The 23,044-nt window shown below is 63.4% G+C and carries 31 protein-coding genes; 9 read left to right on the plus strand and 22 right to left on the minus strand.

What is annotated here, in order from left to right:
* Positions 1 to 14: 14 nt before the first annotated feature.
* The 5 genes from hpnC to B059_RS0113115 are packed head-to-tail and all read left to right on the plus strand — an operon-like array spanning position 15 to position 4,917.
* The gene (hpnC, locus tag B059_RS0113095; RefSeq protein WP_245538800.1) at positions 15 to 779 is read left to right on the plus strand and encodes a squalene synthase HpnC; all 765 of its coding nucleotides are present in this window, start codon (positions 15 to 17) and stop codon (positions 777 to 779) included.
* Between the two features lie 2 nt (positions 780 to 781).
* Entirely contained in the window at positions 782 to 1,627 is an 846-nt protein-coding gene (hpnD, locus tag B059_RS0113100) for a presqualene diphosphate synthase HpnD (RefSeq protein ID WP_018078709.1), read from the plus strand.
* The gene (gene hpnE / locus B059_RS0113105; RefSeq protein WP_018078710.1) at positions 1,624 to 2,895 is read left to right on the plus strand and encodes a hydroxysqualene dehydroxylase HpnE; all 1,272 of its coding nucleotides are present in this window, start codon (positions 1,624 to 1,626) and stop codon (positions 2,893 to 2,895) included. Before hpnD ends, hpnE begins: the two co-directional genes overlap by 4 nt.
* Entirely contained in the window at positions 2,892 to 3,635 is a 744-nt protein-coding gene (locus tag B059_RS0113110) for an SDR family NAD(P)-dependent oxidoreductase (protein WP_018078711.1), read from the plus strand. Before hpnE ends, B059_RS0113110 begins: the two co-directional genes overlap by 4 nt.
* 13 nt (positions 3,636 to 3,648) lie before the next feature.
* Positions 3,649 to 4,917, plus strand: a complete 1,269-nt coding sequence (locus B059_RS0113115; protein WP_018078712.1) for a serine/threonine-protein kinase — start codon at positions 3,649 to 3,651, stop codon at positions 4,915 to 4,917.
* Positions 4,918 to 4,922: 5 nt separating this feature from the next.
* Here the strand turns inward: B059_RS0113115 and B059_RS0113120 are convergent, their stop codons facing one another.
* The 13 genes from B059_RS0113120 to hisD all read right to left on the minus strand — a co-directional run bounded on the left by B059_RS0113120 (position 4,923) and on the right by hisD (position 14,274).
* Positions 4,923 to 6,125, minus strand: a complete 1,203-nt coding sequence (locus B059_RS0113120) for an ammonium transporter (protein WP_018078713.1) — start codon at positions 6,123 to 6,125, stop codon at positions 4,923 to 4,925.
* 148 nt (positions 6,126 to 6,273) lie between these two features.
* Entirely contained in the window at positions 6,274 to 7,143 is an 870-nt protein-coding gene (gene tatC, locus B059_RS0113125; RefSeq protein WP_018078714.1) for a twin-arginine translocase subunit TatC, read from the minus strand.
* Positions 7,140 to 7,619, minus strand: coding sequence for a Sec-independent protein translocase protein TatB (gene tatB, locus B059_RS0113130; protein ID WP_018078715.1), 480 nt, complete (start codon positions 7,617 to 7,619; stop codon positions 7,140 to 7,142). The genes tatC and tatB overlap by 4 nt, the downstream gene beginning before the upstream one ends.
* 79 nt (positions 7,620 to 7,698) lie before the next feature.
* Positions 7,699 to 7,914 (minus strand): Sec-independent protein translocase subunit TatA, encoded by a 216-nt coding sequence (tatA, locus tag B059_RS0113135; RefSeq protein ID WP_018078716.1) that lies wholly within the window; start codon positions 7,912 to 7,914, stop codon positions 7,699 to 7,701.
* Between the two features lie 18 nt (positions 7,915 to 7,932).
* The gene (locus tag B059_RS0113140) at positions 7,933 to 8,271 is read right to left on the minus strand and encodes a histidine triad nucleotide-binding protein (protein WP_018078717.1); all 339 of its coding nucleotides are present in this window, start codon (positions 8,269 to 8,271) and stop codon (positions 7,933 to 7,935) included.
* Positions 8,264 to 8,581 (minus strand): phosphoribosyl-ATP diphosphatase, encoded by a 318-nt coding sequence (locus B059_RS0113145; protein ID WP_018078718.1) that lies wholly within the window; start codon positions 8,579 to 8,581, stop codon positions 8,264 to 8,266. The genes B059_RS0113140 and B059_RS0113145 overlap by 8 nt, the downstream gene beginning before the upstream one ends.
* On the minus strand, positions 8,578 to 8,979 hold the full coding sequence (gene hisI / locus B059_RS0113150; RefSeq protein ID WP_018078719.1) for a phosphoribosyl-AMP cyclohydrolase: 402 nt from the start codon (positions 8,977 to 8,979) through the stop codon (positions 8,578 to 8,580). The genes B059_RS0113145 and hisI overlap by 4 nt, the downstream gene beginning before the upstream one ends.
* The gene (gene hisF, locus B059_RS0113155) at positions 8,976 to 9,731 is read right to left on the minus strand and encodes an imidazole glycerol phosphate synthase subunit HisF (RefSeq protein ID WP_018078720.1); all 756 of its coding nucleotides are present in this window, start codon (positions 9,729 to 9,731) and stop codon (positions 8,976 to 8,978) included. Before hisF ends, hisI begins: the two co-directional genes overlap by 4 nt.
* Positions 9,732 to 9,746: 15 nt before the next feature.
* Positions 9,747 to 10,502 carry a 1-(5-phosphoribosyl)-5-[(5-phosphoribosylamino)methylideneamino]imidazole-4-carboxamide isomerase gene (gene hisA / locus B059_RS0113160; protein ID WP_018078721.1) on the minus strand — a complete coding sequence of 252 codons (756 nt, stop codon included), beginning with the start codon at positions 10,500 to 10,502 and terminating at the stop codon, positions 9,747 to 9,749.
* Positions 10,503 to 10,531: 29 nt separating this feature from the next.
* On the minus strand, positions 10,532 to 11,218 hold the full coding sequence (gene hisH / locus B059_RS0113165; protein ID WP_018078722.1) for an imidazole glycerol phosphate synthase subunit HisH: 687 nt from the start codon (positions 11,216 to 11,218) through the stop codon (positions 10,532 to 10,534).
* Positions 11,219 to 11,279: 61 nt separating this feature from the next.
* Positions 11,280 to 11,867: an imidazoleglycerol-phosphate dehydratase HisB gene (hisB, locus tag B059_RS0113170; RefSeq protein WP_018078723.1), complete on the minus strand. Its 588-nt coding sequence runs from the start codon at positions 11,865 to 11,867 to the stop codon at positions 11,280 to 11,282.
* A 30-nt stretch (positions 11,868 to 11,897) separates the two neighbouring features.
* Complete coding sequence (gene hisC, locus B059_RS0113175) at positions 11,898 to 12,962, minus strand: histidinol-phosphate transaminase (RefSeq protein ID WP_018078724.1); 1,065 nt, start codon at positions 12,960 to 12,962, stop codon at positions 11,898 to 11,900.
* A gap of 13 nt (positions 12,963 to 12,975) precedes the next feature.
* The gene (gene hisD / locus B059_RS0113180) at positions 12,976 to 14,274 is read right to left on the minus strand and encodes a histidinol dehydrogenase (RefSeq protein WP_026177521.1); all 1,299 of its coding nucleotides are present in this window, start codon (positions 14,272 to 14,274) and stop codon (positions 12,976 to 12,978) included.
* A 142-nt stretch (positions 14,275 to 14,416) separates the two neighbouring features.
* Between hisD and B059_RS0113185 the strand changes: the two genes are divergently transcribed.
* Positions 14,417 to 14,827, plus strand: a complete 411-nt coding sequence (locus B059_RS0113185) for a Fur family transcriptional regulator (RefSeq protein ID WP_018078726.1) — start codon at positions 14,417 to 14,419, stop codon at positions 14,825 to 14,827.
* Between the two features lie 16 nt (positions 14,828 to 14,843).
* Positions 14,844 to 15,152, plus strand: coding sequence for a putative signal transducing protein (locus B059_RS0113190; protein WP_018078727.1), 309 nt, complete (start codon positions 14,844 to 14,846; stop codon positions 15,150 to 15,152).
* A 12-nt stretch (positions 15,153 to 15,164) separates the two neighbouring features.
* On the opposite strand, the gene B059_RS0113195 is transcribed toward B059_RS0113190, so the two are convergent.
* Positions 15,165 to 15,533, minus strand: coding sequence for a hypothetical protein (locus B059_RS0113195; RefSeq protein WP_018078728.1), 369 nt, complete (start codon positions 15,531 to 15,533; stop codon positions 15,165 to 15,167).
* Positions 15,533 to 16,477 carry a LysR family transcriptional regulator gene (locus B059_RS0113200; protein WP_018078729.1) on the minus strand — a complete coding sequence of 315 codons (945 nt, stop codon included), beginning with the start codon at positions 16,475 to 16,477 and terminating at the stop codon, positions 15,533 to 15,535. The genes B059_RS0113195 and B059_RS0113200 overlap by 1 nt, the downstream gene beginning before the upstream one ends.
* 156 nt (positions 16,478 to 16,633) lie before the next feature.
* On the opposite strand from B059_RS0113200, the gene lplT reads away from it, so the two are divergent.
* Positions 16,634 to 17,851 (plus strand): lysophospholipid transporter LplT, encoded by a 1,218-nt coding sequence (gene lplT, locus B059_RS0113205; protein WP_018078730.1) that lies wholly within the window; start codon positions 16,634 to 16,636, stop codon positions 17,849 to 17,851.
* A 43-nt stretch (positions 17,852 to 17,894) separates the two neighbouring features.
* Here lplT and B059_RS0113210 read toward each other — a convergent pair whose 3' ends face one another.
* From B059_RS0113210 to tsaB, 7 genes are read right to left on the minus strand one after another with little or no spacing between them, the layout of a single operon-like run.
* On the minus strand, positions 17,895 to 18,413 hold the full coding sequence (locus B059_RS0113210; RefSeq protein ID WP_018078731.1) for a TPM domain-containing protein: 519 nt from the start codon (positions 18,411 to 18,413) through the stop codon (positions 17,895 to 17,897).
* Positions 18,407 to 19,255 (minus strand): TPM domain-containing protein, encoded by an 849-nt coding sequence (locus B059_RS19090; protein WP_018078732.1) that lies wholly within the window; start codon positions 19,253 to 19,255, stop codon positions 18,407 to 18,409. The genes B059_RS0113210 and B059_RS19090 overlap by 7 nt, the downstream gene beginning before the upstream one ends.
* Positions 19,252 to 19,926 (minus strand): LemA family protein, encoded by a 675-nt coding sequence (locus B059_RS0113220; protein ID WP_018078733.1) that lies wholly within the window; start codon positions 19,924 to 19,926, stop codon positions 19,252 to 19,254. Before B059_RS0113220 ends, B059_RS19090 begins: the two co-directional genes overlap by 4 nt.
* A gap of 33 nt (positions 19,927 to 19,959) precedes the next feature.
* Positions 19,960 to 21,012 (minus strand): class I SAM-dependent methyltransferase, encoded by a 1,053-nt coding sequence (locus B059_RS0113225; RefSeq protein WP_018078734.1) that lies wholly within the window; start codon positions 21,010 to 21,012, stop codon positions 19,960 to 19,962.
* A gap of 11 nt (positions 21,013 to 21,023) precedes the next feature.
* A complete protein-coding gene (locus B059_RS0113230; protein ID WP_018078735.1) occupies positions 21,024 to 21,704 on the minus strand; it encodes a uracil-DNA glycosylase in 681 nt (226 codons plus the stop codon).
* Positions 21,698 to 22,165 (minus strand): ribosomal protein S18-alanine N-acetyltransferase, encoded by a 468-nt coding sequence (gene rimI / locus B059_RS0113235; RefSeq protein WP_018078736.1) that lies wholly within the window; start codon positions 22,163 to 22,165, stop codon positions 21,698 to 21,700. The genes B059_RS0113230 and rimI overlap by 7 nt, the downstream gene beginning before the upstream one ends.
* Positions 22,162 to 22,851 (minus strand): tRNA (adenosine(37)-N6)-threonylcarbamoyltransferase complex dimerization subunit type 1 TsaB, encoded by a 690-nt coding sequence (gene tsaB, locus B059_RS0113240; protein WP_018078737.1) that lies wholly within the window; start codon positions 22,849 to 22,851, stop codon positions 22,162 to 22,164. The genes rimI and tsaB overlap by 4 nt, the downstream gene beginning before the upstream one ends.
* Positions 22,852 to 22,863: 12 nt before the next feature.
* On the opposite strand from tsaB, the gene B059_RS20820 reads away from it, so the two are divergent.
* Positions 22,864 to 23,040, plus strand: a complete 177-nt coding sequence (locus B059_RS20820) for a hypothetical protein (protein WP_157273697.1) — start codon at positions 22,864 to 22,866, stop codon at positions 23,038 to 23,040.
* Positions 23,041 to 23,044: the final 4 nt, after the last annotated feature.

Here is a 23,044-nt window from a genome sequence, read left to right on the forward strand (position 1 = left end):
CTGTTGCGTCCTGGTTGCTGCCCAAACCGCTGCGCAAACCGGTCGAAGCCATCTATCGGTTTGCCCGTACGGCGGACGATATTGCCGACGAAGGCGACGCCTCCGCAGCAACGCGCCTTGAGCAACTGGCGGCATACCACGCCGAACTGGATCACATCGAACGCGGCGAGACCTCAATCCATCCGGTTTTTGCGCCGCTGGCTGCCGCAATTCGCGATCACGCCATTCCGATGGCACCGTTTCGCGACCTGCTGTCGGCGTTTGCGCAGGACGTGGAAAAAAAACGCTACGCCAACTTCGGCGAAGTCATGGACTACTGCCGCCGCTCGGCCAACCCGGTAGGACGCCTGATGCTGCATTTATACGGCGACCATGACCCGCGCCATCTGGCTTATTCCGATGCCATCTGCAGCAGCCTGCAACTGATCAATTTTTTGCAGGACATTGCGGTCGATTACCGGAAAGACCGCATTTATCTGCCGCAGGATGAGCTCGCCGCGCACCGCATCAGCGAGATGCAGATCGCGCGGGGCGACACGCGCGGTTTGTGGCACATGATGATGCACAAGCAGATTGAACGCGCGCGCAGGCTGCTGCAGGCTGGCGCGCCGCTCGGCCGGTCGCTCAAGGGACGCATCGGGCTGGAGCTGCGCGTGACCATTCTCGGCGGCGAAACCATTCTGCGCAAACTGCATGCCGACCCCGGCTGCGTATTCCACGATCGTCCGGTGCTCACCAAAAAAGACTGGGGCATCATGCTCTGGCGCGGATTTTTCTGACTATGGATGTCCATCAGTATTGCCAGGAACGGGCTGCCGCCAGCGGCTCCAGTTTCTATTACAGTTTCGTCTTCCTGCCGCAGGACACGCGGCGTGCGATCACCGCGTTTTACGCCCTGTGCCGCGAACTCGACGACGTGGTGGATGAATGCCACGAAAGCCAGCTCGCCCTGGCCAAGCTCGACTGGTGGCGCGAGGAAATCATGCGGTTTGCAGCCGGCGCGCCAGAGCATCCGGCCACCCGCGCCCTCCTCGATACCGCGCAAGGCCGCAATGCGCCCGCTGCCCTGCTGCTGGAAATCGTCGACGGCATGGCGATGGATCTGGAGCATTTACGCTACCCCGATTTCAAATCCCTCAACCTGTACTGCTATCGCGTGGCCGGTGTGGTGGGTGAAGTCGCGGCAGCGATTTTTGGCGGGGCGCGCAACGCGGACGATCGCGCGGTTCGCCGTTATGCGCACGAACTGGGGCTCGCGTTCCAGCTCACCAACATCATTCGCGACGTCGGCGAGGACGCGCGACGCGGACGGATTTATCTGCCGCAGGATGAACTCGCACGTTTCGGCGCGCGCGAAGCCGACATCCTGCATGGCGTGGTCACCCCCGCATTTCAGGCGCTGATGCAGTTCCAGTTCGAACGCGCCGCCGCCTGCTACGAGCGCGCGTTCGCCGCGCTCCCCGCCAGTGCACGCCACGCGCAGCGCCCGGGGCTGGTGATGGCGGCGATTTATCGCACCTTACTGAATGAAATCCGGCGCGCCGAATTCCCCGTGTTGCGCGCGCGGGTCTCGCTCACGCCAATGCGCAAGCTGTGGCTGGCCAGCAAGACCTGGCTATTTCCATGACCGTCCGTGTCGCGGTGATCGGCGGCGGCTGGGCGGGCTGCGCCGCCGCACTGACGCTGGCCGAAGCAGGAGTCGACGTCACCCTGTTCGAAGCCAGCCGCACCCTGGGCGGCCGCGCGCGCGCGGTCGAACTCGCAGGCCGGCCGCTCGACAACGGTCAACACATCCTGCTCGGTGCGTATGCGCAGACCCTTCATCTGATCGAGCGCCTGCGCCCCGCCGCCACGCACGACGGCTTATGGCGCCTGCCGCTGGCCCTTAGCCAGCCGCCGGATTTCGGTCTCGCCTGTCCGCGCCTGCCCGCGCCGCTGCATCTGCTGGCAGGCTTGCTCGGCGCACAGGGGCTGGGCTGGCGCGACAAGCTGGCCGCCGCACGCTGGGTCTACGCGCTGTTGCGCGACACGGCCGAGCCGGACCAGCTAAGCGTCAGCCAGCTCACCCGTTCCCAGCCCGAAACACTGCGCCGCCTGCTATGGCATCCGCTGTGCGTATCGGCTCTCAACACGCCGCCGGAAATGGCCAGCGCCAGGGTTTTCCGCGACGTCATTCGCGCCGCTTTCGGCGGGCGCAATCATGCCAGCGACCTGCTGTTGCCGCGCCGCGACCTGACCGCCCTGTTCCCTGCACCCGCTGCTGCGCGCCTGGTCGAACGCGGCGGCCAGGTGCGCCTGGCCTGCCGGGTAACCGCGCTCGATGCCACAGCGGATGCCGTCACTTTGAACACGCGCGACGGAGCGACCGCCTACAGCCACGTCATCCTCGCCGTCGCGCCGCAACATCTGGCGGGTTTGGCTGGCGCGATTCCCGCGCTCGAATCGGTCGTGCGCGACGTGTCGGCCTATCGCTATCAACCGATTGCCACCGGCTACGTTCAGTACGATCCGGCTTTTCGGCTGGCCAAGCCGCTGTTTGCCCTGGCGGAGGGACCCGCACAGTTTGTGTTCGACCGCGGCCAGAGCCACGGCCAGGCCGGGCTGCTGGCGTTTGTTGCCAGCACCGCCACGGATCTGCCCGCGAACTGGCTGGATCAGGCCGAAGCCCAGTTATTGCGAATCGCCCAACCCGGCCCGGCACAGTGGCGCAAAAGCATCGTCGAAAAACAGGCGGGCTACGCCTGCATCCCCAACCTGAAACGTCCTGCCGTCCGCACCCCGCACCGGCGCATGTTCCTGGCGGGTGATTACACTAGCGGGCCTTATCCCGCCACACTCGAAAGCGCAACCCTGAGCGGAGTACAATCGGCCCGCGCTTTATTTGAACAGCTATGAAAAATTATCTTCCCCGTCCTGACCTGCTCGCAGGCCGTGTCGTTCTCGTCACCGGCGCCAGTTCGGGCCTCGGGCGTGCCGCCAGCCTGGCATTTGCGCGCCACGGTGCCACTGTCGCCCTGCTCGCACGCGACGAAGCCAAACTCGAAGCGGTCTACGATGCCATCCTGGCCGCTGGCGGTCCCGAACCCGCCATGTTTCCGTATGACCTGGCCGCCGCCGACGACCGCAGCCTGGAAACCCTCGCCGGCACCCTCGCGCATCATCTGAAACGGCTCGACGGATTGCTGCACAGCGCACACCAGTTTTACAGCCTGACACCCCTCCACCTGCAGACGATCGAGCAGTGGCAGACCCTGATGCGGGTCAATCTGATCGCACCGTTCGCGCTCACCCGCGCCTGTTTGCCGCTGCTGCGACAGGCGCCGGACGCGTCAGTCGTGTTTACCGGTGAAACCCACGGCCATCAACCCAGTGCCTACTGGGGCGGCTATGCCGTAGCAAAATCGGGCCTGGAAACGCTCACCCGGATCTGGGCCGACGAGCTCAGCGCGGATGAAAACCTGCGGATCAACACTCTGATTCCCGGCCAGGTGGCGACCACCTTGCGTTCGCGCACCCATCCCGGGCTTGCGCCCGAGACGATTCCCGGCGTCGACGACCTGATGCCCTGGTATCTGTATCTGATGGGAATGGACAGCCGCAGCGTGCGCGGCCAGATCGTGGAATGCCAGGCCTGACGCTCACCCCGTCATGAAAATCGGCCGCTATGAAATTCTCGATGAAATCGGCCAGGGTGCGATGGGTACGGTTTATCGGGCGCGCGATCCACTGATCGAACGCACCGTCGCCATCAAGACCGTGCCCATCGCACAATTGCGACGAGAAGGCACTGATGCGGAATCCCGTTTTCTGCGCGAAGCGCAGAGTGCCGGTCGGCTGTCGCATCCCAATATCGTGACGATCTATGACGTCGGCGAGTCCGATGGACTGGCCTACATCGCCATGGAATACCTTCCCGGCGCGACCTTGCGTGATCTCATGAACAAAGGCCCGATGCCGCTGGATCTGGTGCTCGATACCGCCACGCAGATGGCCGAGGCGCTGGCGTTCGCGCACGAGCACGACGTCATCCACCGCGACGTCAAGCCCGCCAACGTCGTCGTCACCGGCCGGCGCGGACGCATCAAGCTGACCGATTTCGGGATCGCCCATTTCGTCAACAGCGACCATATCCAGGTCGGGCAAATGCTCGGCTCGCCACGCTACATGTCGCCGGAACAGGCGATGGGGCATGAGGTCAATGGACGCTCGGATATTTTTTCGTTGGGTGCCGTGCTGTACGAAATGCTCACCGGGCGGTATGCCTTCGATGGCGACAGCCTGCCGGCCATTGTTTACCGTGTGGTCAATGAAACGCCTGTTCATGCAATGACCCTGCGCCCCCAGTTGTCCCCTGATCTGGCCAGGTTGCTGGCGCGCATGCTGCACAAAAACCCGGAAGCCCGGCCGGACGCGCGCAGCCTGGTCAGCGCCTTGCAGATGCTGGCACCGTCAGCACCGGCGTCAGCACAGCCGCCTTCCAAGCAGGTGCCACGTCTGCTGCGGGTACTGGCATTCGGCGCTCCCCTCGGCGTGTTCTTGTTGATCGGTCTGGGCATCATCGTCATCGAGCATTTCATCGGCCCCGCCCGCCCGATCCTGCCTCCTCCCACGCCACCGTACGCCAGCTCCTCCCAGGATGCCACATCGCAACCCGTTGCGGCCCCGGATGCGGGGATGGAGGCGGACAACCGGCCTGCATCTAGGCCGCCCCGGCCGGAGCGTCCACCGGCAGCCACCGTCCAGACAGACCCTTACCTTGCCGGCCTTGACAAGAAACAGGTCGAGTTGCGCATCAAGCGCGCCGAACTGCGGCTGGAATACACCGAGCAGCATCCCGACGTGGTGCAAGTGGACCGGCAGCTCGAACAGTTGCAAATCGAGCGCCGCAGACACCTGCGGCAATTAAAAAAAGACTAGCCGGGCTACCAGTTGGTTTCGCGTTCGGCTGTCGCCGACACCTTGTGTATGCTGAGGTCGGCGCCGTTGAACTCCGCCTCGGCGTCCAGCCTCAAACCCACAGCCCGCTTCAGGATGCCATACACCACCAGACCACCAAGTACAGCAACGGCCACGCCGCCCAGTGTGCCGATCAGCTGGGCCACCAGACTGACACCGCCCATTCCCCCCAGTGCCCTGGTACCGAAAACTCCCGCCGCAATCCCGCCCCATGCGCCGCACAGGCCGTGTAACGGCCACACTCCGAGCACATCGTCGATCTTCCATTTGTTCTGCGTCACCATGAACATCCACACGAACAGCGCACCGGCGATCGCGCCGGTCGCCAAGGCACCCAGCGGATGCATCAGGTCGGAACCTGCGCACACGGCCACCAGGCCGGCGAGCGGACCGTTGTGGATGAAGCCGGGGTCGTTGCGGCCGATCATCAGCGCCGCAAGCGTACCGCCCACCATCGCCATCAGCGAATTCACCGCCACCAGCCCCGATACGGCTTCGATCAGCTGGGCCGACATCACGTTGAAACCGAACCAGCCCACCGTCAGAATCCATGCGCCGAGTGCCAGAAACGGGATATTGGACGGCGGATGTGCCGAGATCATGCCGTCCCTGGTATAGCGCCCGCGCCGCGCACCGAGCAACAGCACGGCAGGCAAAGCAATCCAGCCGCCCATGGCATGTACCACCACCGACCCGGCAAAGTCATGGAATTGCGCTCCCACGGCAGCGGCCAGCCAGTCCTGAAGGCCATAATTGCCGTTCCAGACGATCCCTTCAAAAAACGGGTAAACCAGCCCCACCAATGCGAATGTGGCCGCCAATTGCGGATTGAAGCGTGCGCGTTCGGCGATGCCTCCCGACACAATAGCCGGAATGGCCGCCGCAAACGTCAGCAGAAAAAAGAACTTGACCAGGTCATAGCCATTTTTCGCCGATAGCATCTCGGCGCTGGAAAAGAAGTCGATTCCATAGGCGACGCTGTAGCCGATAAAAAAATAGGCAACCGTGGAAACTGAAAAATCGGTGAGAATCTTGACCAGGGCATTGACCTGGTTTTTCTTGCGCACCGTGCCCAGCTCAAGAAAGGCAAACCCCGCATGCATGGCCAGCACCATGATGCCGCCCAGCAATACGAACAAAACGTCACTGCCCGATTTCAGCGCTTCCATGCCCCGGTTCCTATTGATTGCTGGCGGGTATAAGCAAACGGCATTCCCGCTGCTTAAGTCACGGATTTAAAACGAAAGGCGTCTATAAGGGATGGTGCAATGGCACTGTATTGGTGCGTAGCGGTGCATTGCGCACCGCCACGGTGCACTAGCTACTCTTGGGCGAGCCGGGTTCGGCTTGCTCGGGCAAGGCTGGGGGGCGATCGATCAGACTGGCTTCGATACGGTCCAGCTCGGCATCCATGTCGGATGGGGACATCGGCGTGTAATCCGTTTCGGATTCGCTTGCCTCGGATTCAGGCCTGGGTTTGGTGATCAGTGCGGCAACGATGATACCCAGTTCGTACAGTACCCACAGGGGCACCGCCAGCATGAATTGCGAGATCACGTCGGGCGGGGTGAATACCGCGCCGATGATAAAGGCACCGACGATGACATACGGCCGGATTTCGCGCAGCTTGGCCACCGACACCATGCCCATTTTGACCAGCAGCACCACCGCGACGGGAACCTCGAAGGTAATCCCGAAGGCCATGAACAAGGTCATCACAAAGTCGAGGTATTTGCCAATGTCGGTCATCACCGCCACCCCTTCGGGTGCAACGCCGACGATGAAGCCGAACACTACCGGGAATACCAGGAAATAGGCGAACGCCATCCCCAGCAGGAACAGGATGACACTGGCGACCACCAGCGGTATGCCAAGACGCTTTTCATGCTGGTACAGCCCCGGCGCGACAAACGCCCAGACCTGGAAGAATACCCATGGCAGTGCCAGCAGGAAGGCGGCCATCATGGTGACCTTGACCGGCACGAAGAACGGTGTCGTGACCTCGGTGGCAATCATCTGCCCGCCCTTGGGCAACGCCGCCAGCAACGGCTTGGCCAGCAGCGCATACAAATCCTGCGCCCAGGGGAACAGGCAGATGAAAATCACCACCACCATCGCTACTGCGCGCAGCAGGCGATCGCGCATTTCGATCAAATGCGAGATAAAGGTTTCCTGCCCGTCGCTCATGCAGATTTTCCTGTAGTTTCGCCGTCTGCCGGCTCAGTCACCGCAGGCGGCGCGTCAGCGGCAAGGTTCTGATCCGGCTCGTCCAGTGGCAGGCTTTGCTGCACGACCGGCTCCGGGGTCTCTTGCGCGGGTTCGTTGACAGGGGACTCACCCGCGGTTGCAGCGGCTGCCGTCGCCGTCAACGCCTTGTTGATGCTGCTTGCCTCGTCGCGCAGGTAATCGTCAACCACACTGACTTGCTGCTTGGCGTCCAGCGCCGCCAACTCGGCCGAATTCTTGATCTCCACGCCGACACGGCGAATTTCATCCAGCTGCATCTCATGGCTGATGTCCGATTTTACGGACGACACATAGCGTTGCATGCGGCCATACAGATGCCCCGCCGTACGCGCGACCTTGGGCAGACGCTCAGGGCCGATGACGATCAGCGCAATCACGCCGATGACGATGAGTTCAGTAAAGCCGATATCGAACATTTAGGTCCAACCAGGAATAAGGCGATAGTGGGAATCCCGCCTGGCGAATTTGCACCCGCCCCCACCCGGTTCCGCATCCTCAAGAGTGGTGCTTGTCCTTGACTTCCGCGTCGATCGTGGTGCCGCTTTGTTCGGCGCCGTCACTGAGCTTGGGCGCCTCTTCTTTCATGCCTTCCTTGAAGCCCTTGACCGCCCCCCCGAGATCGCTGCCGATGTTACGCAGCTTCTTCGTACCGAAAATCAGCAGCACCACAACCAGAACGATTAGCCAATGCCAAATGCTGAAGCCACCCATAATACGTCTCCTTTCGACTTAACTGCGTGAAACGGGGTCACCCCCGCCAAATACATGCACGTGAATGTGGAACACTTCCTGGCCGCCGCCACGCCCGGTATTGATCAGGGTCTTGAACCCGGCATCGAGTCCCTGCTCTTTTGCCAGGCGCGGCGCCAGCAGAAGCATCTTGCCGAGCAGTTTCTCATGCGCTGGGGTGCAATCGCCCAGCGTAGCGACGTGCTGTTTCGGAATGATCAGGAAATGCACCCGCGCAAACGGGTGGATATCGTGAAACGCCAGCACGTCCTCATCTTCATAGACCTTGCCGCACGGCAGTTGGCCTGCAACGATTTTGCAGAAGATGCAGTCACTCATGTCGATTCGCCTTTTCTGTCAGACCGGACAGCCCTTCCCGGCGCGCCAGCTCATTCAGCACATCCGCCGGCTTCAGCCCCTTGTGCGCCAGCAATATCAAAGTATGAAACCATAAATCGGCGACTTCGTAGATGATCTTTTCCGCCTGGTCGTCCTTCGCCGCCATTACGGTCTCGGTCGCTTCCTCACCGATTTTCTTCAGGATGGCGTCGGTACCCTTGGCGTACAGCCTGGCCACGTACGAGCTGTCGGGCGACGCCTGCTTGCGCGCTTCCAGCGTCTCTGCCAGACGATCCAGGATATCGCTCATTTACGGTAGATCTCATCGGGGGCTTTCAGCACCGGGGTGGTCGTCACCCAGCGCTCACCGCCCTGTTTATCGCGGTCGAGCTTCTGGAAAAAACAGGAGCGTCGTCCGGTATGACAGGCAATGCCGCCGACTTGTTCAACTTTCAGCAGCACCACGTCATTGTCGCAATCCAGCCGGATTTCGCTGACGTTCTGCACATGGCCGGACTCCTCGCCTTTGCGCCACAATTTGCCGCGTGAGCGCGACCAGTACACCCCGCGCAGCGTGCGCGCAGTTTCCTCCAGCGCTTCGCGGTTCATCCACGCGACCATCAGGATTTCACCGCTAGCGGCATCCTGGGCGATCGCCGGCACCAGCCCCTGCGCGTCCCATTTGACCGAGTCGAGCCAGTCGCTCACAGGCGCACCTCGATGCCGTGCTGCTTCATGTATTTTTTCGCTTCGTCGATGCCGTATTCGCCGAAGTGGAAAATGCTCGCCGCCAGCACCGCGTCGGCGCGGCCTTCGCGCACGCCGTCGACCAGATGCTGCAGGTTGCCGACGCCGCCGCTGGCGATGATGGGAATGTCGACCGCCTCGGAAATCGCGCGCGTAAGTTCCAGATCGAAACCGCTCTTGGTGCCGTCGCGATCCATCGAAGTGAGCAGCAGTTCACCGGCACCGAGGCTTTCCATCCGCTTCGCCCATTCGATCGCATCGAGCCCGGTGGCTTTGCGGCCGCCGTGGGTGAAGACCTCCCAATGATCGCCTGTCCGCTTGGCATCGATCGCCACCACGATGCACTGGCTGCCGTAACGGTCCGCCGCATCCTTCACCAGCTGCGGGTTGGTGACGGCAGAGGTGTTGATGCTGACCTTGTCCGCGCCGGCGTTGAGCAGGCGCTGCACGTCGCCCACCGCACGCACCCCACCGCCTACCGTCAAGGGAATGAACACCTCGGAGGCGACCGCTTCGATGATATGCAGGATCAGGTCGCGGTTGTCGCTGGATGCGGTGATATCGAGAAAAGTCAATTCGTCGGCGCCCGCTTCGTTGTAGCGGCGGGCGATTTCCACCGGGTCGCCGGCGTCCTTCAACTCGACGAAATTGACCCCCTTGACCACGCGACCATTGGTTACGTCGAGACAGGGAATGATGCGCTTTGCCAGCATGGTCAGCCTCTCGAATCAGACCCCGAACACGCCGCCCGCGAGTTCGTCGGCAAGCTTCTGCGCCTCGGCGAAGTCGAGCGTGCCCTGATAGATGGCACGGCCGGTGATGGCGCCGATGATGCCGTCCTTGGCGACGGTGGACAGTGCCTTGACGTCGTCGAGGTTGGTGACGCCGCCGCTGGCGATGACCGGGATCGACAGCGCCTGCGCCAGGCGCTGGGTGGCTTCGATGTTGACGCCGGTCAGCATGCCGTCGCGGCCGATGTCGGTATAGATGATGGCTTCTACCCCATAACCCTCGAAGCGCTTGGCCAGATCGATCACATCGTGGCCGGTGAGCTTGGACCAGCCTTCGACTGCGACCTTGCCGTCACGGGCGTCGAGCCCGACCATCACGTGACCGGGGAAGGCGTCGCAGGCTTCGTGCAGGAACCCGGGATTCTTCACCGCGGCGGTGCCGATGATGACGTAGCGCACACCGTCGTCGAGATAGCGCTCGATGGTGGCGAGGTCGCGGATACCGCCGCCGAGCTGCACCGGCATCTCGTCACCCACGGCCTCGACGATCGAACGGATCGCCGCGTCGTTGATCGGCTTGCCGGCAAAAGCGCCGTTCAGGTCAACCAGATGCAGGCGCCGCGCGCCCAGCTCTTTCCAGTGGCGGGCGGTCGCCGCAGGATCCTCGGAAAACACGGTGGCGCGGTCCATTTCGCCTTGTTCCAGGCGCACGCAGTGGCCGTCTTTAAGGTCGATCGCAGGAATAATTAACATGGCTGATCAGCGGGTCGTACAGAGTAATATTAGGCGCAGGCCGCGCCGGACATATCGCAGGCGGTTTCAGAGGCACCCGGATTCCAGGTTACGAAATTGCCTAACAGCGTCAATCCGGCATTCTGGCTTTTTTCCGGGTGAAACTGGACGGCAAACATGTTCGCAGACGCCACCGCGCAGGTGAAAGGAAACGGGTAATGCGAAAATCCCGCAATCACCTCCGGCGAAGCCGGCTGCACGAAATAGCTGTGGACGAAGTAGAAGCGCGCACCTTCCTCGATGCCTGTCCACAACGGATGCGGCACCACCTGATGGACGTTGTTCCAGCCCATGTGCGGCACTTTCAGTTTATTCCCTCGACCGTCGTGCATCGCCTCGTGCGGGAAACGCTGCACGCTGCCGGGCAGTATCCCCAAGCAGGCGGTATCGCCTTCCTCGCTGTGCTCGAACAGCACCTGCATCCCCATGCAGATGCCCAGAAAAGGCTTGCTGCGGGCAGCATCGACGATCGCCTGGCGCAGGCCGCGTGCGTCGATTTCACGCATGCAGTCGCGGGCGGCGCCTTGCCCCGGAAACACGACGCGGCCGGCTGCGGTAATCACGGCCGGGTCGGAAGTCACCGCCACGGTCGCAGCCGGCGCAACGTGTTCGATGGCTTTGGAGACCGAACGCAGATTGCCCATGCCGTAGTCGATGACGGCGATGTCGACGCTCACAGCTTGGCCGCCTCGATTTGCGGGGCGCGCAGCGTGCGGCCACCTGAAATCGCCGACGCCCTCATAGCGCACCTTTTGTCGATGGCAGTACGTCGCCCATGCGCAGGTCGGTTTCCACCGCCATGCGCAGCGCGCGGCCGAATGCCTTGAAAATGGTTTCGGCCTGGTGGTGCGCATTGATGCCGCGCAGATTGTCGATATGCAGCGTCACCCCGGCGTGGTTGATGAAACCACGGAAGAATTCAAGGAACAGGTCGACATCGAACTCGCCGATGCGCGCGCGGGTGTAATCGACGTGATACTCCAGTCCGGGCCGCCCCGACAGGTCGATCACCACGCGAGACAGCGCCTCGTCGAGCGGAACATAGGCATGGCCGTAGCGGCGGATACCTTTCTTGTCACCGAGCGCCTGGGCAAACGCCTGGCCGAACGTGATCCCGGTGTCTTCCACCGTGTGATGGGCGTCGATATGCAGGTCGCCGTGGGCCTGGATATCCAGGTCGATCAGGCCGTGGCGCGCGATCTGGTCGAGCATGTGATCGAGAAACGGCACGCCGGTGGCAAGCTTGGCAATGCCGGTGCCGTCCAGGTTGAGACTGACCGTGACCTGGGTCTCGAGGGTGTTGCGGGTGACTTGGGCGGTACGCATGGCGTCGAAAAATAAGGCTTATAGGAGATTCTAGCAGTTCATGATGGCTTTCAGCGCGGCGAGCAGTGCATCGCATTGCGCATCGGTGCCGATCGTAATGCGCAGGAACGGCGCAATACGGGCCGGATTCCTGAAATGACGCACGATGATGCTGCGCTCGCGCAGCGCGGCTGCCAGTTCGGCGCCATCGTGCGCCGGGTGGCGGGCAAAGACGAAGTTGGCGGCCGAGGGCAGCACCTCGAAGCCAAGCTTATCCATTTCAGCCACCAGCCGGGTGCGGGTCGCCACGACTTTCGCGCAGATGTGCTCGAACCAGGCGTGGTCGTCGATCGACGCCAGCGCCCCCGCCTGGGCAAAGCGGTCGAGCGGATAGGAATTGAAGCTGTCCTTCACCCGGTTGAGCGCCTCGACCAGATGCGGCTGGCCGATGGCGTAGCCGACGCGCAGGCCGGCCAGCGCATGCGATTTCGACAGCGTGCGGACCACCAGCAGTTGCGGATAGCGCGCCACCAGTTCCACCGCCGATGCGCCGCCGAAGTCGATGTAGGCCTCGTCGATCACCACCACCGAATCCGGGTTGCCGGCGAGCAGACGCTCGACCTCATCCAGCGCCAGCAGGCACCCGGTCGGCGCATTGGGGTTGGGGAAGATCACCCCGCCGTTGGGCGCCAGATAGTCGTCGACCCGGATCTCGAACGCCTCCGTGAGCGGAATCGCACGGTGGGCGATCGCGTACAGTCCGCAGTACACCGGATAGAAGCTGTAGGTGATGTCCGGAAACAGAATCGGCCGATCGTGCTTCAAGAGCGCCATGAAGGCATGCGCCAGCACCTCGTCGGAACCGTTGCCGACGAACACCCGGTCGGCCGTCACGCCATGATAGGCAGCGATGCCGGCGCGTAGCCGGTCGGAATTGGGATCGGGATAGAGGCGCAGCGTGTCGGCGGCTTCGGCGCGCACGGCGTCGAGCACCTTCGGGCTGGGTCCGTAGGGGTTCTCGTTGGTGTTGAGCTTGACCAGGTTGGCCAGCTTCGGCTGCTCGCCCGGCACGTAGGGCGTCAGGCCGTGCACCACGGCGCTCCAGTAGCGACTCATTAGAATAGCTGGCTCATTTATGCTTCAGGCGATATTCGGCGGAACGCGCGTGTGCCTGCAGTCCCTCGCCGTAGGCCAGGGTGGCGGCGATCCGCCCCAGCGTCTGCGCGCCGGCCTCGGACACGTGGATCAGGCTGCTGCGCTTCTGGAAGTCGTACACGCCGAGCGGCGACGAGAAGCGCGCGGTGCGCGAGGTCGGCAGCACGTGGTTCGGCCCGGCGCAGTAGTCGCCGAGCGCCTCGCAGGTGTTCCTGCCCATGAAGATCGCGCCGGCGTGGCGCAGCCTGGGCAGCAGCGCATCGGGGTCGGTCACCGACAGCTCCAGGTGTTCGGGTGCGATGAAATTTGAGATCGCCGCCGCCTCGTCAAGGTCGCGCGTCCTGATCAACGCGCCGCGATTGGTCAGCGAGGTGCGGATCACCTCGCTGCGCGGCATCTCCGCAATCAGCGTGTCGATCGCCGCCGCCACCGCATCCAGGTAGGCTGCATCGGGCGACAGCAGGATAGCCTGCGCCATCTCGTCGTGCTCGGCCTGCGAGAACAGGTCCATCGCCACCCATTCCGGCGGCGTGGCGCCGTCGGCGATCACCAGAATCTCGGACGGGCCGGCGATCATGTCGATGCCGACGGTGCCGAACACGCGGCGCTTGGCCGCCGCCACGTAGGCGTTACCGGGGCCGACGATCTTGTCGACCTGCGGCACGGTTTCGGTGCCGTAGGCGAGCGCAGCCACCGCCTGCGCGCCGCCGATGGTGAACACACGGTCGACACCGGCAATCGCGGCGGCGGCCAGCACCAGCGGGTTCTGCTCGCCGCCAGGCGTCGGCACCACCATGATCAGCTCGGCCACACCGGCGACCCTGGCCGGAATCGCGTTCATCAGCACCGACGACGGATAGGCCGCCTTGCCACCTGGCACGTAGAGGCCGACGCGGTCGAGCGGGGTGACCTGCTGACCCAGCACGGTGCCGTCGTCCTCGGTATAGCTCCACGAGCCCTGGACCTGCTTCTCGTGGTAGCGGCGCACACGTTCCGCCGCGGCCTCCAGCGCCTGGCGGGTATCGACGGGCAGGGCTGCGAGTGCCGCCTGCAATTGTGCCGGACCCAGTTCCAGGCTGGCCAGGGAAGTAGCGGGAAGGCGGTCGAAACGCTCGGTATATTCGAGCACCGCGGCGTCGCCCCGTGTCTTCACTTCATGCAGGATCGTCGCGACGGTCTGCTCGATGACGGCATCGGCAGCGTCGTCGAATTGCAGCAGGCGAGTAAGGCGGGCCTGGAAATCAGGCTGCGCGCTATCGAGGCGGGTGAGCATAAGCACAGGATTTTGCTTTAAAAGTCTGGCTCCGATTGTACCGGTTTTTAGCGTTTTGCCGCGCCCGGCACGTCCTCTCAAACAGCAGTCATACCCATTCCGGAAATTAGACAAAGTCCAGATTGCTGATTATGATTGCCCCATGGATTACACGCGCGACAACATGGCCGGACTCCTGCGCAGCCACGACATCAATCCGACTCACCAGCGGATCGAGATTGCGCATGCGCTGTTTTCGCGCCAGGAACACCTGTCAGCCGATCAGGTGATGGCGATCGTCAATACCCGTCATTCCGAAACCTCCAAGGCCACGGTCTACAACACGCTCAGGCTGTTCCTGGAAAAAGGTCTGGTGCGCGAGGTGATCGTCGATCCGAGCAAGGTATTTTTCGACCCCAACACCAGCCCTCACCACCATCTCTATGAGGTCGACAGCGGCAGGTTGTCCGACATCGATGCCGGGCACGTGCGGATTTCCGGCCTGCCGCCGCTGCCGCCCGACATGGTGACCGAGGGCATCGACCTCATCGTGCGCGTCCGCCACAAGAACTAAGACATCGACCCCGTCGATGAAACGGGTTCACATCGCCCCCACCCTGCTCGACGCCCAACTGGTCGCCGACATGCTGACCAGCCTCGGCATCACCACCCACATCCTCAATGCCAACGCCGCCGGCGCGCTGGGCGAGCTGCCGTTCATGCAGGCGCAGCCCGAGGTGTGGGTCGACGATGACAGGCAAGAACGCCATGCGCGCGAAGCGCTGGCGGATTTCCTGAGCCCGGCATCGAGTGAAGAAAAAACCTGCCCGCACTGTGGCGAGCGCAATCCCGGCAATTTCCTGAGCTGCTGGCAGTGCGGAAGCGCCCTGCCCGGCTGAGCATTCTCCCGGTCAGGGCGGCAGCAGGTCTTTTTGCAGCATTTCGCGATACTGCTGGTACTGGCGCGCAAAAATCCGCTCGAGTTCGTCGATCGCTTCCGCTGCCGCCACACCGTGTACCAGGTGGCGGGTCATCTGCGCGGAGGCCTCGTGAAAAATCTGGTTGCGTTCCAGCATCGGATAGGTCTGCATCAAACGCTGAATCGCCTTGACTACGTTTTCCTGCTCGGGCCGCGGAATTGGCAGTGGTTCGCTGGGTGGGGCGGCCGTGATCTCGGCACCCTCCTTGCCTGCCAGAAACTCGGCATAGTCCAGCAGGGCCTGCTGCCGCGTTTCAGACAGCGACCGGAAAATCGATACCAGGCGCTTGCTGTCGCGCATCAGCGCCCGCGTCCCTTGAGCGGGCGTTTCTGCGGAACGATGTCGATGTTGCACTGTTGGAACTTGTTCTCGACGAAGCTGATGAAAGCATCGAGCAGCTTGCTGCGGAATTTCTCCTGCGCATAGACCATCGACAGCTCGCGCGTCAGCCGGGGGGCCAACGGCAGCGCGACCAGCGTACCGAGCTGGATTTCCTTGGTCACGGTGGAAGCCGACATGATGGCCACACCCAGGTTGGCCTCGACCGCACCCTTGATCGCTTCGCGGCTGCCAAGCTCCATCTCGATATGCAGGTCGTCGGGATTGACGCCATTGTTCTTGAAGAAGTCGTCGACCACCTCGCGCGTACCGGAACCGTGCTCACGCGACACGTAGGGCTGTTCGGCGATGTCGGTCGCGTTCACGCTCGAACGTGAAGCCAGCGCATGATTGGGCGAACAGATCATCACCAGTTCGTCCTCGCAGCACGCCAGCGTGGTCAGGTTGGGATTGTGCGAAGGCGCCTCGATCAGGCCGACATCGAGCGAATGATCCGCCACCTTGGCTGCCACGGTTTCCGAGTTGGCGACGGTGAGCCGCGCCTGCACCTGCGGAAAGCGTTCCTTGAACTCCCCCAGAATGCGCGGCAGTTGGTATTCGGCAATGGTGGTCGACGCGCCGATCATCAAGGGGCCCGTCACCTGTCCGGTCAATTCGCCCACGCGCGCTTCCATCTCGGCGGTCAACGCCAGAATGCGGTCGGCATACCCCAGCACCAGATCGCCAGCAGGTGTCAGGGAAATCTTGCCGTGGCTGCGTTCGAACAGGCGGGTATTGAAATGCTCCTCCAGCTGCTTGACCTGGAAAGTCACCGCAGGCTGGGTCATATAAAGGATATCCGCGGCCTTGGTAAAGCTGAGCTGTTTGGCAACGGTGTAGAATACCTGCAGTCTGCGATCGGCCATTAACTGTATCTTTCGGGTCAATAAAAAAATTTATTCAACCACAAACCCGTCCGTGTTGAAACCAGTTCCCTCCAACCCATTGTATTCGCTGTCCTTTCCCCAGCACCCCGGGGCCAGCCCCCTGCCTTCTGCCGCAGATCCTGAGCTGGGTGTACCGTGAACCGTGCGTTTTACACCATACTGCTGGCGCAGTTCCTGTCCGCCTTGGCCGACAACGCCCTGCTGTTCGCAGCCATCGGGCTGCTGCTGTTCTTTTCTGCGCCGGAATGGTATTCGCCGCTGCTGCAAACGGTTTTCGTCATTGCCTATATCGTGCTTGCGCCGCTGGTGGGGCCGTTTGCCGACGCGCTGCCCAAAGGCCGCGTCATGCTCATCGCCAACACGGTCAAATTCGCCGGCTGCCTCACCATGCTGGCCGGGTTGCATCCTTTGCTGGCCTACGCCATCGTCGGCATCGGCGCGGCCATGTATTCACCCGCCAAATACGGCATCCTGACCGAACTGCTGCCGCCCGAAAAACTCGTCGTCGCCAACAGCTGGATGGAAGGCACCACCGTCGCCGCCATCGTGCTCGGCGCCATCATCGGCGGCGCACTCATCAACCCCCAGTTCGCGGAAAGCATTCTCGGCCGTGTCGGGCTCTCGGCCGTGGTCATCGCCCCCAAATTCGCCATCGTCGCCATTACCAGCCTTTATCTGGGCGCCGCCCTCATCAACCTGCTCATCCCGCGCCTGCCGATCGACCACATACTCCCCAGCAAGTCGCCGCTGTATGTCCTGTATGACTTCTGGCACAGCTTCAAGCTGCTGTGGCGCGACCCGCTCGGCCAGGTTTCGCTCGCCGTCACCACGCTATTCTGGGGCGTCGGCGCGACGCTGCGCCTGCTCATCATCGCCTGGGCCGCGCTCAATCTGAAATATGGTCTCGACCAGGCGACCCAGCTCACCGCCGCCTCGGCATTCGGCATCGCCATCGGCTCGATCCTGGCCGGCAAATTCGTTCGTCTGCAGCGCGCCATCAGCGTCCTGCCCGCCGGCATCCTCCTCGGCTTCGTGCCGATCGCGCTGATCTGGGTGGAAAGCCTGATCCCGGCCCTGCTGCTGCTGCTGCTGGCGGGCGTTCTGGCGGGCTATTTCGTGGTGCCGATGAATGCCCTGCTACAACATCGCGGGCATCTGTTGATGGGAGCCGGCCATTCCATCGCCCAGCAGAATTTCAATGAAAACATCAGCATTCTGGTACTGACCGGCGCCTATGCCCTGATGGTGCGCGCCGACTGGCACATCCACACCATCATCCTGGTGTTCGGGCTGTTCATCAGCAGCGTGATGACGACGATCTGGCTACGCCATCGCAACGACATCGTGCACTAGGGGCGGTTGACGCTGCTTCCGCACCCGCCTGCCCCTCGTCTCCTCAAACAATAACGGGGCGATTCGCCAGTTCGTCCGGATTGTCTCCGGAAGGGGATGAATCCCCGGACAACGGAAAATGCGCCGCCAGCAGCGCGCCGATCTGCTCGATGCCGGCCAGCGCGCCGCGCCTGTATTCGCCCTGCCTGAAAGCGGCCTCCATCGCCTGCGCCACCGCCTCCCATGCGGAGGCTTCCACCCGCGCGGCAATGCCGCGGTCGGCGACGATTTCGATATCGTGGTCGGCCAGCAACAGGTAGACCAGTACGCCGCTGTTGTGCTCGGTGTCCCACACGCGCAGCTGGCTAAACACCTCGATCGCGCGTTCGCGCCCGCTCATGCCGCGCCACGCCAAGGCGGGAGCAAGGCTGTTCTCGATGGCGAAGCGGATTTCACCGCCATGGCGCATTTCGGAGTCGCCCACGGCGGCCTCGATCGCATCGAGCGTGGCCTGTGGAAACGCGCGCCGCCACGCCCACGGCGGCATGAAAAGGTGTCTTGCCCAGCGCCTGAAATTCACCATGAGCCCGATGCGCCTCCACCGCCGAATCCACCGCCGCCACCGCCCCACGAGCCGCCGCCCCCGCCACCGAAGCCGCCGCCCCCACCGCTGGACCAGCCGCCGCCGTGGCGGGATCCCGTGGCCACGCCGACGAACACGAACACGGCAATGAACAGCAGCACCGGGGTCAGGCCCAGCAGCATCGCCCCCACCACGCCGCTTCCGAGCGCGGCGATCCCGCCCGCAGCCGGACGGCTCATCAGTATGGAGAGCAGCCAGCCCGCGACGACGCCGCCGACGATGAGCAGGATGAAGGGGCTATCGTCTCCGCCCTTTTTCGATGCGCTGGGCGCCGGCAACGGCTCGCCCTCGATCAGCTGCATCAGCTGCTGCACGCCCGCATCGATGCCGCCGTAATAATCGCCCGCCTTGAAATACGGCGTGATGGTTTCTGCAATCACCCGCTTGGCGATGGCGTCCGGAATCGCGCCTTCCAGGCCGTAACCGACTTCCAGCCGCAGTTTACGGTCGTCCTTGGCGACGATCAGGATCACCCCGTCATCGATTTTGTTGCGCCCGACCTTCCATTGCCCGGCCACGCGGATGCCGAACTGCGCGATGTCTTCAGGCTGGGTGGTGGGGACAATCAGCAGTGCGATCTGGCTGCCCTTGCGCGTTTCGAACGCGGCCAGTTTGTCATCCAGCGCAGCCATCTGCCCGGCACTCAGCGTGCCGGTCAGATCCGTGACGCGGCGCGACAAATCCGGCACCGCGACCTCGGCCCAGGCAGACAGTGCAAGCAGCAGCAGGAGAAAACCGAGTGCCGCGCGCGCCCGGTGGTTCAGGGTGGACAACCCGATCAATAGCCGGGCGACAGCTTGCCGGATGCGTCGCTGTCGCCTGCCGGAGCAGGCGCAGGTCCGGGCGCGGCGGGCGTGCCGAAATCGACCTTGGGCGGCACGGCGATCGCCGCCTCGTTTTCCACGGTGAAGCTCGGCTTGGTCTTGTAGCCGAACAGCATCGCGGTGAGATTGGAGGGGAAGGAGCGCACCGTGACGTTGTAGGTCTTCACCGCGGCGATGTAGCGGTTGCGTGCGACGGTGATGCGGTTCTCGGTGCCTTCGAGCTGCGCCTGCAAATCGCGGAACAGGCCGTCGGCCTTGAGCTGCGGGTAGTTCTCGGCCACCAGCAGCAGGCGCGAAATGGCACCGGTAAGCTCGCCCTGCGCAGCGATGAACTTCTGGAACGCAGCCTCGTCGTTGATCAGTTCCGGCGTCGCCTGAATCGCGCCGACGCGGGCGCGCGCTTCCGTGACGCTGATGAACACGTCCTTCTCATGCGCTGCATATCCCTTCACCACGTTGACCAGATTCGGTACCAGATCGGCACGGCGCTGGTACTGGTTCAGCACTTCGGCCCAGGTCGCCTTGATGTCCTCGTCCGTCGTCTGCAAGGTATTGTAGCCGCATCCGGACAAGACCAGCGCCATCCATCCCGCGGCCATCCATTTGAACGCATTCAGCCATTTGAACATGTCAGTCTCCCGTGAGTGTCGTGTGAGCTTAGTCTACGCCACGCCCCAGGTGGCAAACAGCGGATCGGATTCGCCCAGCCTGTCGGCATAGCGGTCGTCCTTGGGGCGCTTGAGGCCGCGCTCGACATAGGTTTCCACCTTCCTGAAGCCGGCCTGCTTGATCAGCGTGCCGACCCAGGCCATGCGTTCCATCGGATGCAGCTCGGTCCACAGCTTGACCACCTTGGGCGGGAAATAGCGGTGCGACAGCGTCACCACGAACATGCCGCCCGGCTTCAGCACCCGCCTGACTTCGGCAACGATCCTGTGCGGCTGCGTCAGATATTCGAACGAAACGGTGCACACCACGGCGTCGAAGCTGGCGTCGGCAAACGGCAGTTTGGGGTCGGCGTTGATGTCCTTCACGATGCGTTCGGCAAGCTGCGGGTTGTCGGCGAGCTCCTCGGCGTTCAGACCCAGTCCCACCGCCAACTGCACAGTGTCCGGCAGATGCGAGCGCCAGCCCGCCATCAGGTCGAGCACCCGCGCGTTCTCCGGCAGCACGGTGCGGTACAGCGCCTGGATGCGGCGTGCGCACACGGCGTCGACGTGGGTGACCTTGCGGGCGACCGTGTAGAACTCGGTATCGGGAAATTCGTCCTCGCGGCTGAAGGCATCCGGGCCCTCGAAATCGGTCGGCGTCTGCAACTGCGTTTCCATGCCGCTCCATTCGAGCAGCTGTTCGACTTTGCCGACTGGCTCGGTCGAGACATCGCTCTTGCCGCTGTCGATGCTGAAAATGCGGCCCTGCAGCGGATGGCTGAAATTGGCGACGAAACTCGCTTCGTTGAGCTTCATCACGCGAAACATCGGGCCGGGCGCGTCGTCGGCGTGCAGCAGTTGCGACGGGTAGAAGCGTCCCTGCTTCAGCGGTGCGATATCGCTGCGGAACACCTCGTTCGGCACCTCGTGCTCGATCCTGGGGCCGACGTCCACCTGGGCGTCGACCGGCGGCGTGTCGCCCGGCGCCCAGATCACCACCTGATGGCGGCCAAGGTCGGAAAAATAGTTGACGCGAAAACGTAAAGCGGAATGCAGGAGTTTCATGAATACAGGGGTCAGGGGTCAGAAGCAGGGATCAGGGAAGTGTAGGTTTGCCTGGCAAGGCACAGATCCTCCCAGGCGCGCGCCTTGTCGGCCAGGTTGCGCAGCAGGTAGGCCGGATGGTAGGTCACCACCAGCGGCACGCCCTGGAACCGGTGCACCCGGCCGCGCAGGCGGCCGATCGCCTCGTCGGTGTCGAGCAGATTCTGCGCGGCAAAGCGCCCCAGAGCGAGGATGAGTTTCGGCTGGATGAGTTCGATCTGCGCCAGCAGATAGGGCCGGCACGCCGCCACCTCGTCCGGTTCCGGATTGCGGTTGCCGGGCGGACGCGATTTCAGCAGGTTGGCGATGTAGACATTGTCGCCGCGTTGCAGCGAGATGGCTGCCAGCATGGCGTCGAGCAGCTTGCCCGCTTGGCCGACGAACGGCTCGCCCAGCCGGTCTTCGTCCGCGCCCGGCGCCTCGCCGATGATCAGCCAGTCGGCGTTGCGGTCGCCCACGCCGAGCACGCCCTGGGTACGGGTGAGGTGCAGCTTGCAGGCGGTGCAGTGGGCGACGGCATCGGCAAGCGCCTCCCAGCTCAGGCGCGGATAAGTAGGCGTATCCCCGGCAGCCGCTTTTGCCACAGGGGTCTCGCGCAGACGCCACACCGGGCCGATGCCCAGTTCGTCGAACACGTCGTCCCGGCTCAGCACGACAAGTCCTTTTTCATGATGAGCGCATCCTCTCGGCCGTTGCGCGCCGGGTAATAACCGCGCCGCACCGCCAGATCGATAAAACCGCTGCCGTGATACAGCCCGATCGCTGCGCTGTTGGAAGTGCGCACCTCCAGGAAGACGCTGTCGGCATGGTGATCACAGGCACGCGCCAGGCAGTGGTCGAGCAGATCGCGCCCGAGGCCGTGTCGCCGCCACATCGGCGCGATGGTGAGATTGAGCAGATGCGCCTCGCCCGCTGCCGCCATCATCGCGTAGTAACCGATCACCTCACCCTCGGCTTCGCGCACCCACATGCTGTAGCCGGCCTGGAGCGAGTCGGCAAAGTTGCCCGGGCTCCACGGGTATTCGTAGCTCGCCAGCTCGATCCGGTGGATGCGCGGCAGGTCGGCCTCGGTCATCGGCCGCAGGCGATGCGCGATTTCGAATACGGCGCTCATGCGGTCTTTTTCCGGCGGCGCTCATCCACCGTCAGCGCCACCTTGTCGCGCAGGTAAATCGGGGCGGCCAGCGCGGCGTCCTTGCCTTCTCCGCGTTCGAATGCCAGGGCGGCAAGCGACGCCATTGCCGCGGCGTCGGGCATCAGCGTGTCGTCGATGCGCACGAGCGCCGCCGCCAGCCGCGGGCGCAACACTTCGCCCAGCGCGGCGAAACCGTTGCCGGCGCCGACCCAGTCGCCGGCTGCCGGCACGCTCACCGACCCGGGCAGCGCCAGGGCGGGTTCGCTGACGGCACGCCAGCCGGCGCCGTCGCGCTGATACGCCGCCCAGTAGACCTCGGCCATGCGCGCATCGAGCACGGTCAGCACCCGCTCCGCGCCGGCCTGCTCGGCGACCGACTCGAGCGTCGACACGCCGACCACCGGCAGCCCGGCGCCGAAGGCCAGACCCTGGGTCACCGCACAGGCGATGCGCAGGCCGGTAAACGAGCCGGGGCCGGCACCGTAGCCGATGCCGTCGAGCTGGCGCAAGGAGGTGTCGGATGCACGCAGCAGTTCATCGATCATCGGCAGCAACAGGCTGCTGTGCCGCTGTTCGGCCAGCACCCGGCGCGCCTGGACCCGGCCATCCAGCCACAGCGCAGCCGAGCACCATTCGGTCGAGGTATCGAGAACGAGCAGTTTCATCAGTGTCCCGAATTGGAAATTCGCGACTGGAACATTGCGCCGAAAAGGCCTTCGCAGGATAAAAATGGCGAAACCGTTTCCAGCCGCGACGGCGCGCGCAGCCGGATTGGACACCCGGCGAGCGCGGCAACAAAGGATGGGGACGGTTTCGGCATTTTTATGTCGCTAATTTCCAATTCGGGACGCTGATATT

This window comes from Thiobacillus denitrificans DSM 12475 (assembly GCF_000376425.1).
Classification (GTDB): domain Bacteria; phylum Pseudomonadota; class Gammaproteobacteria; order Burkholderiales; family Thiobacillaceae; genus Thiobacillus; species Thiobacillus denitrificans.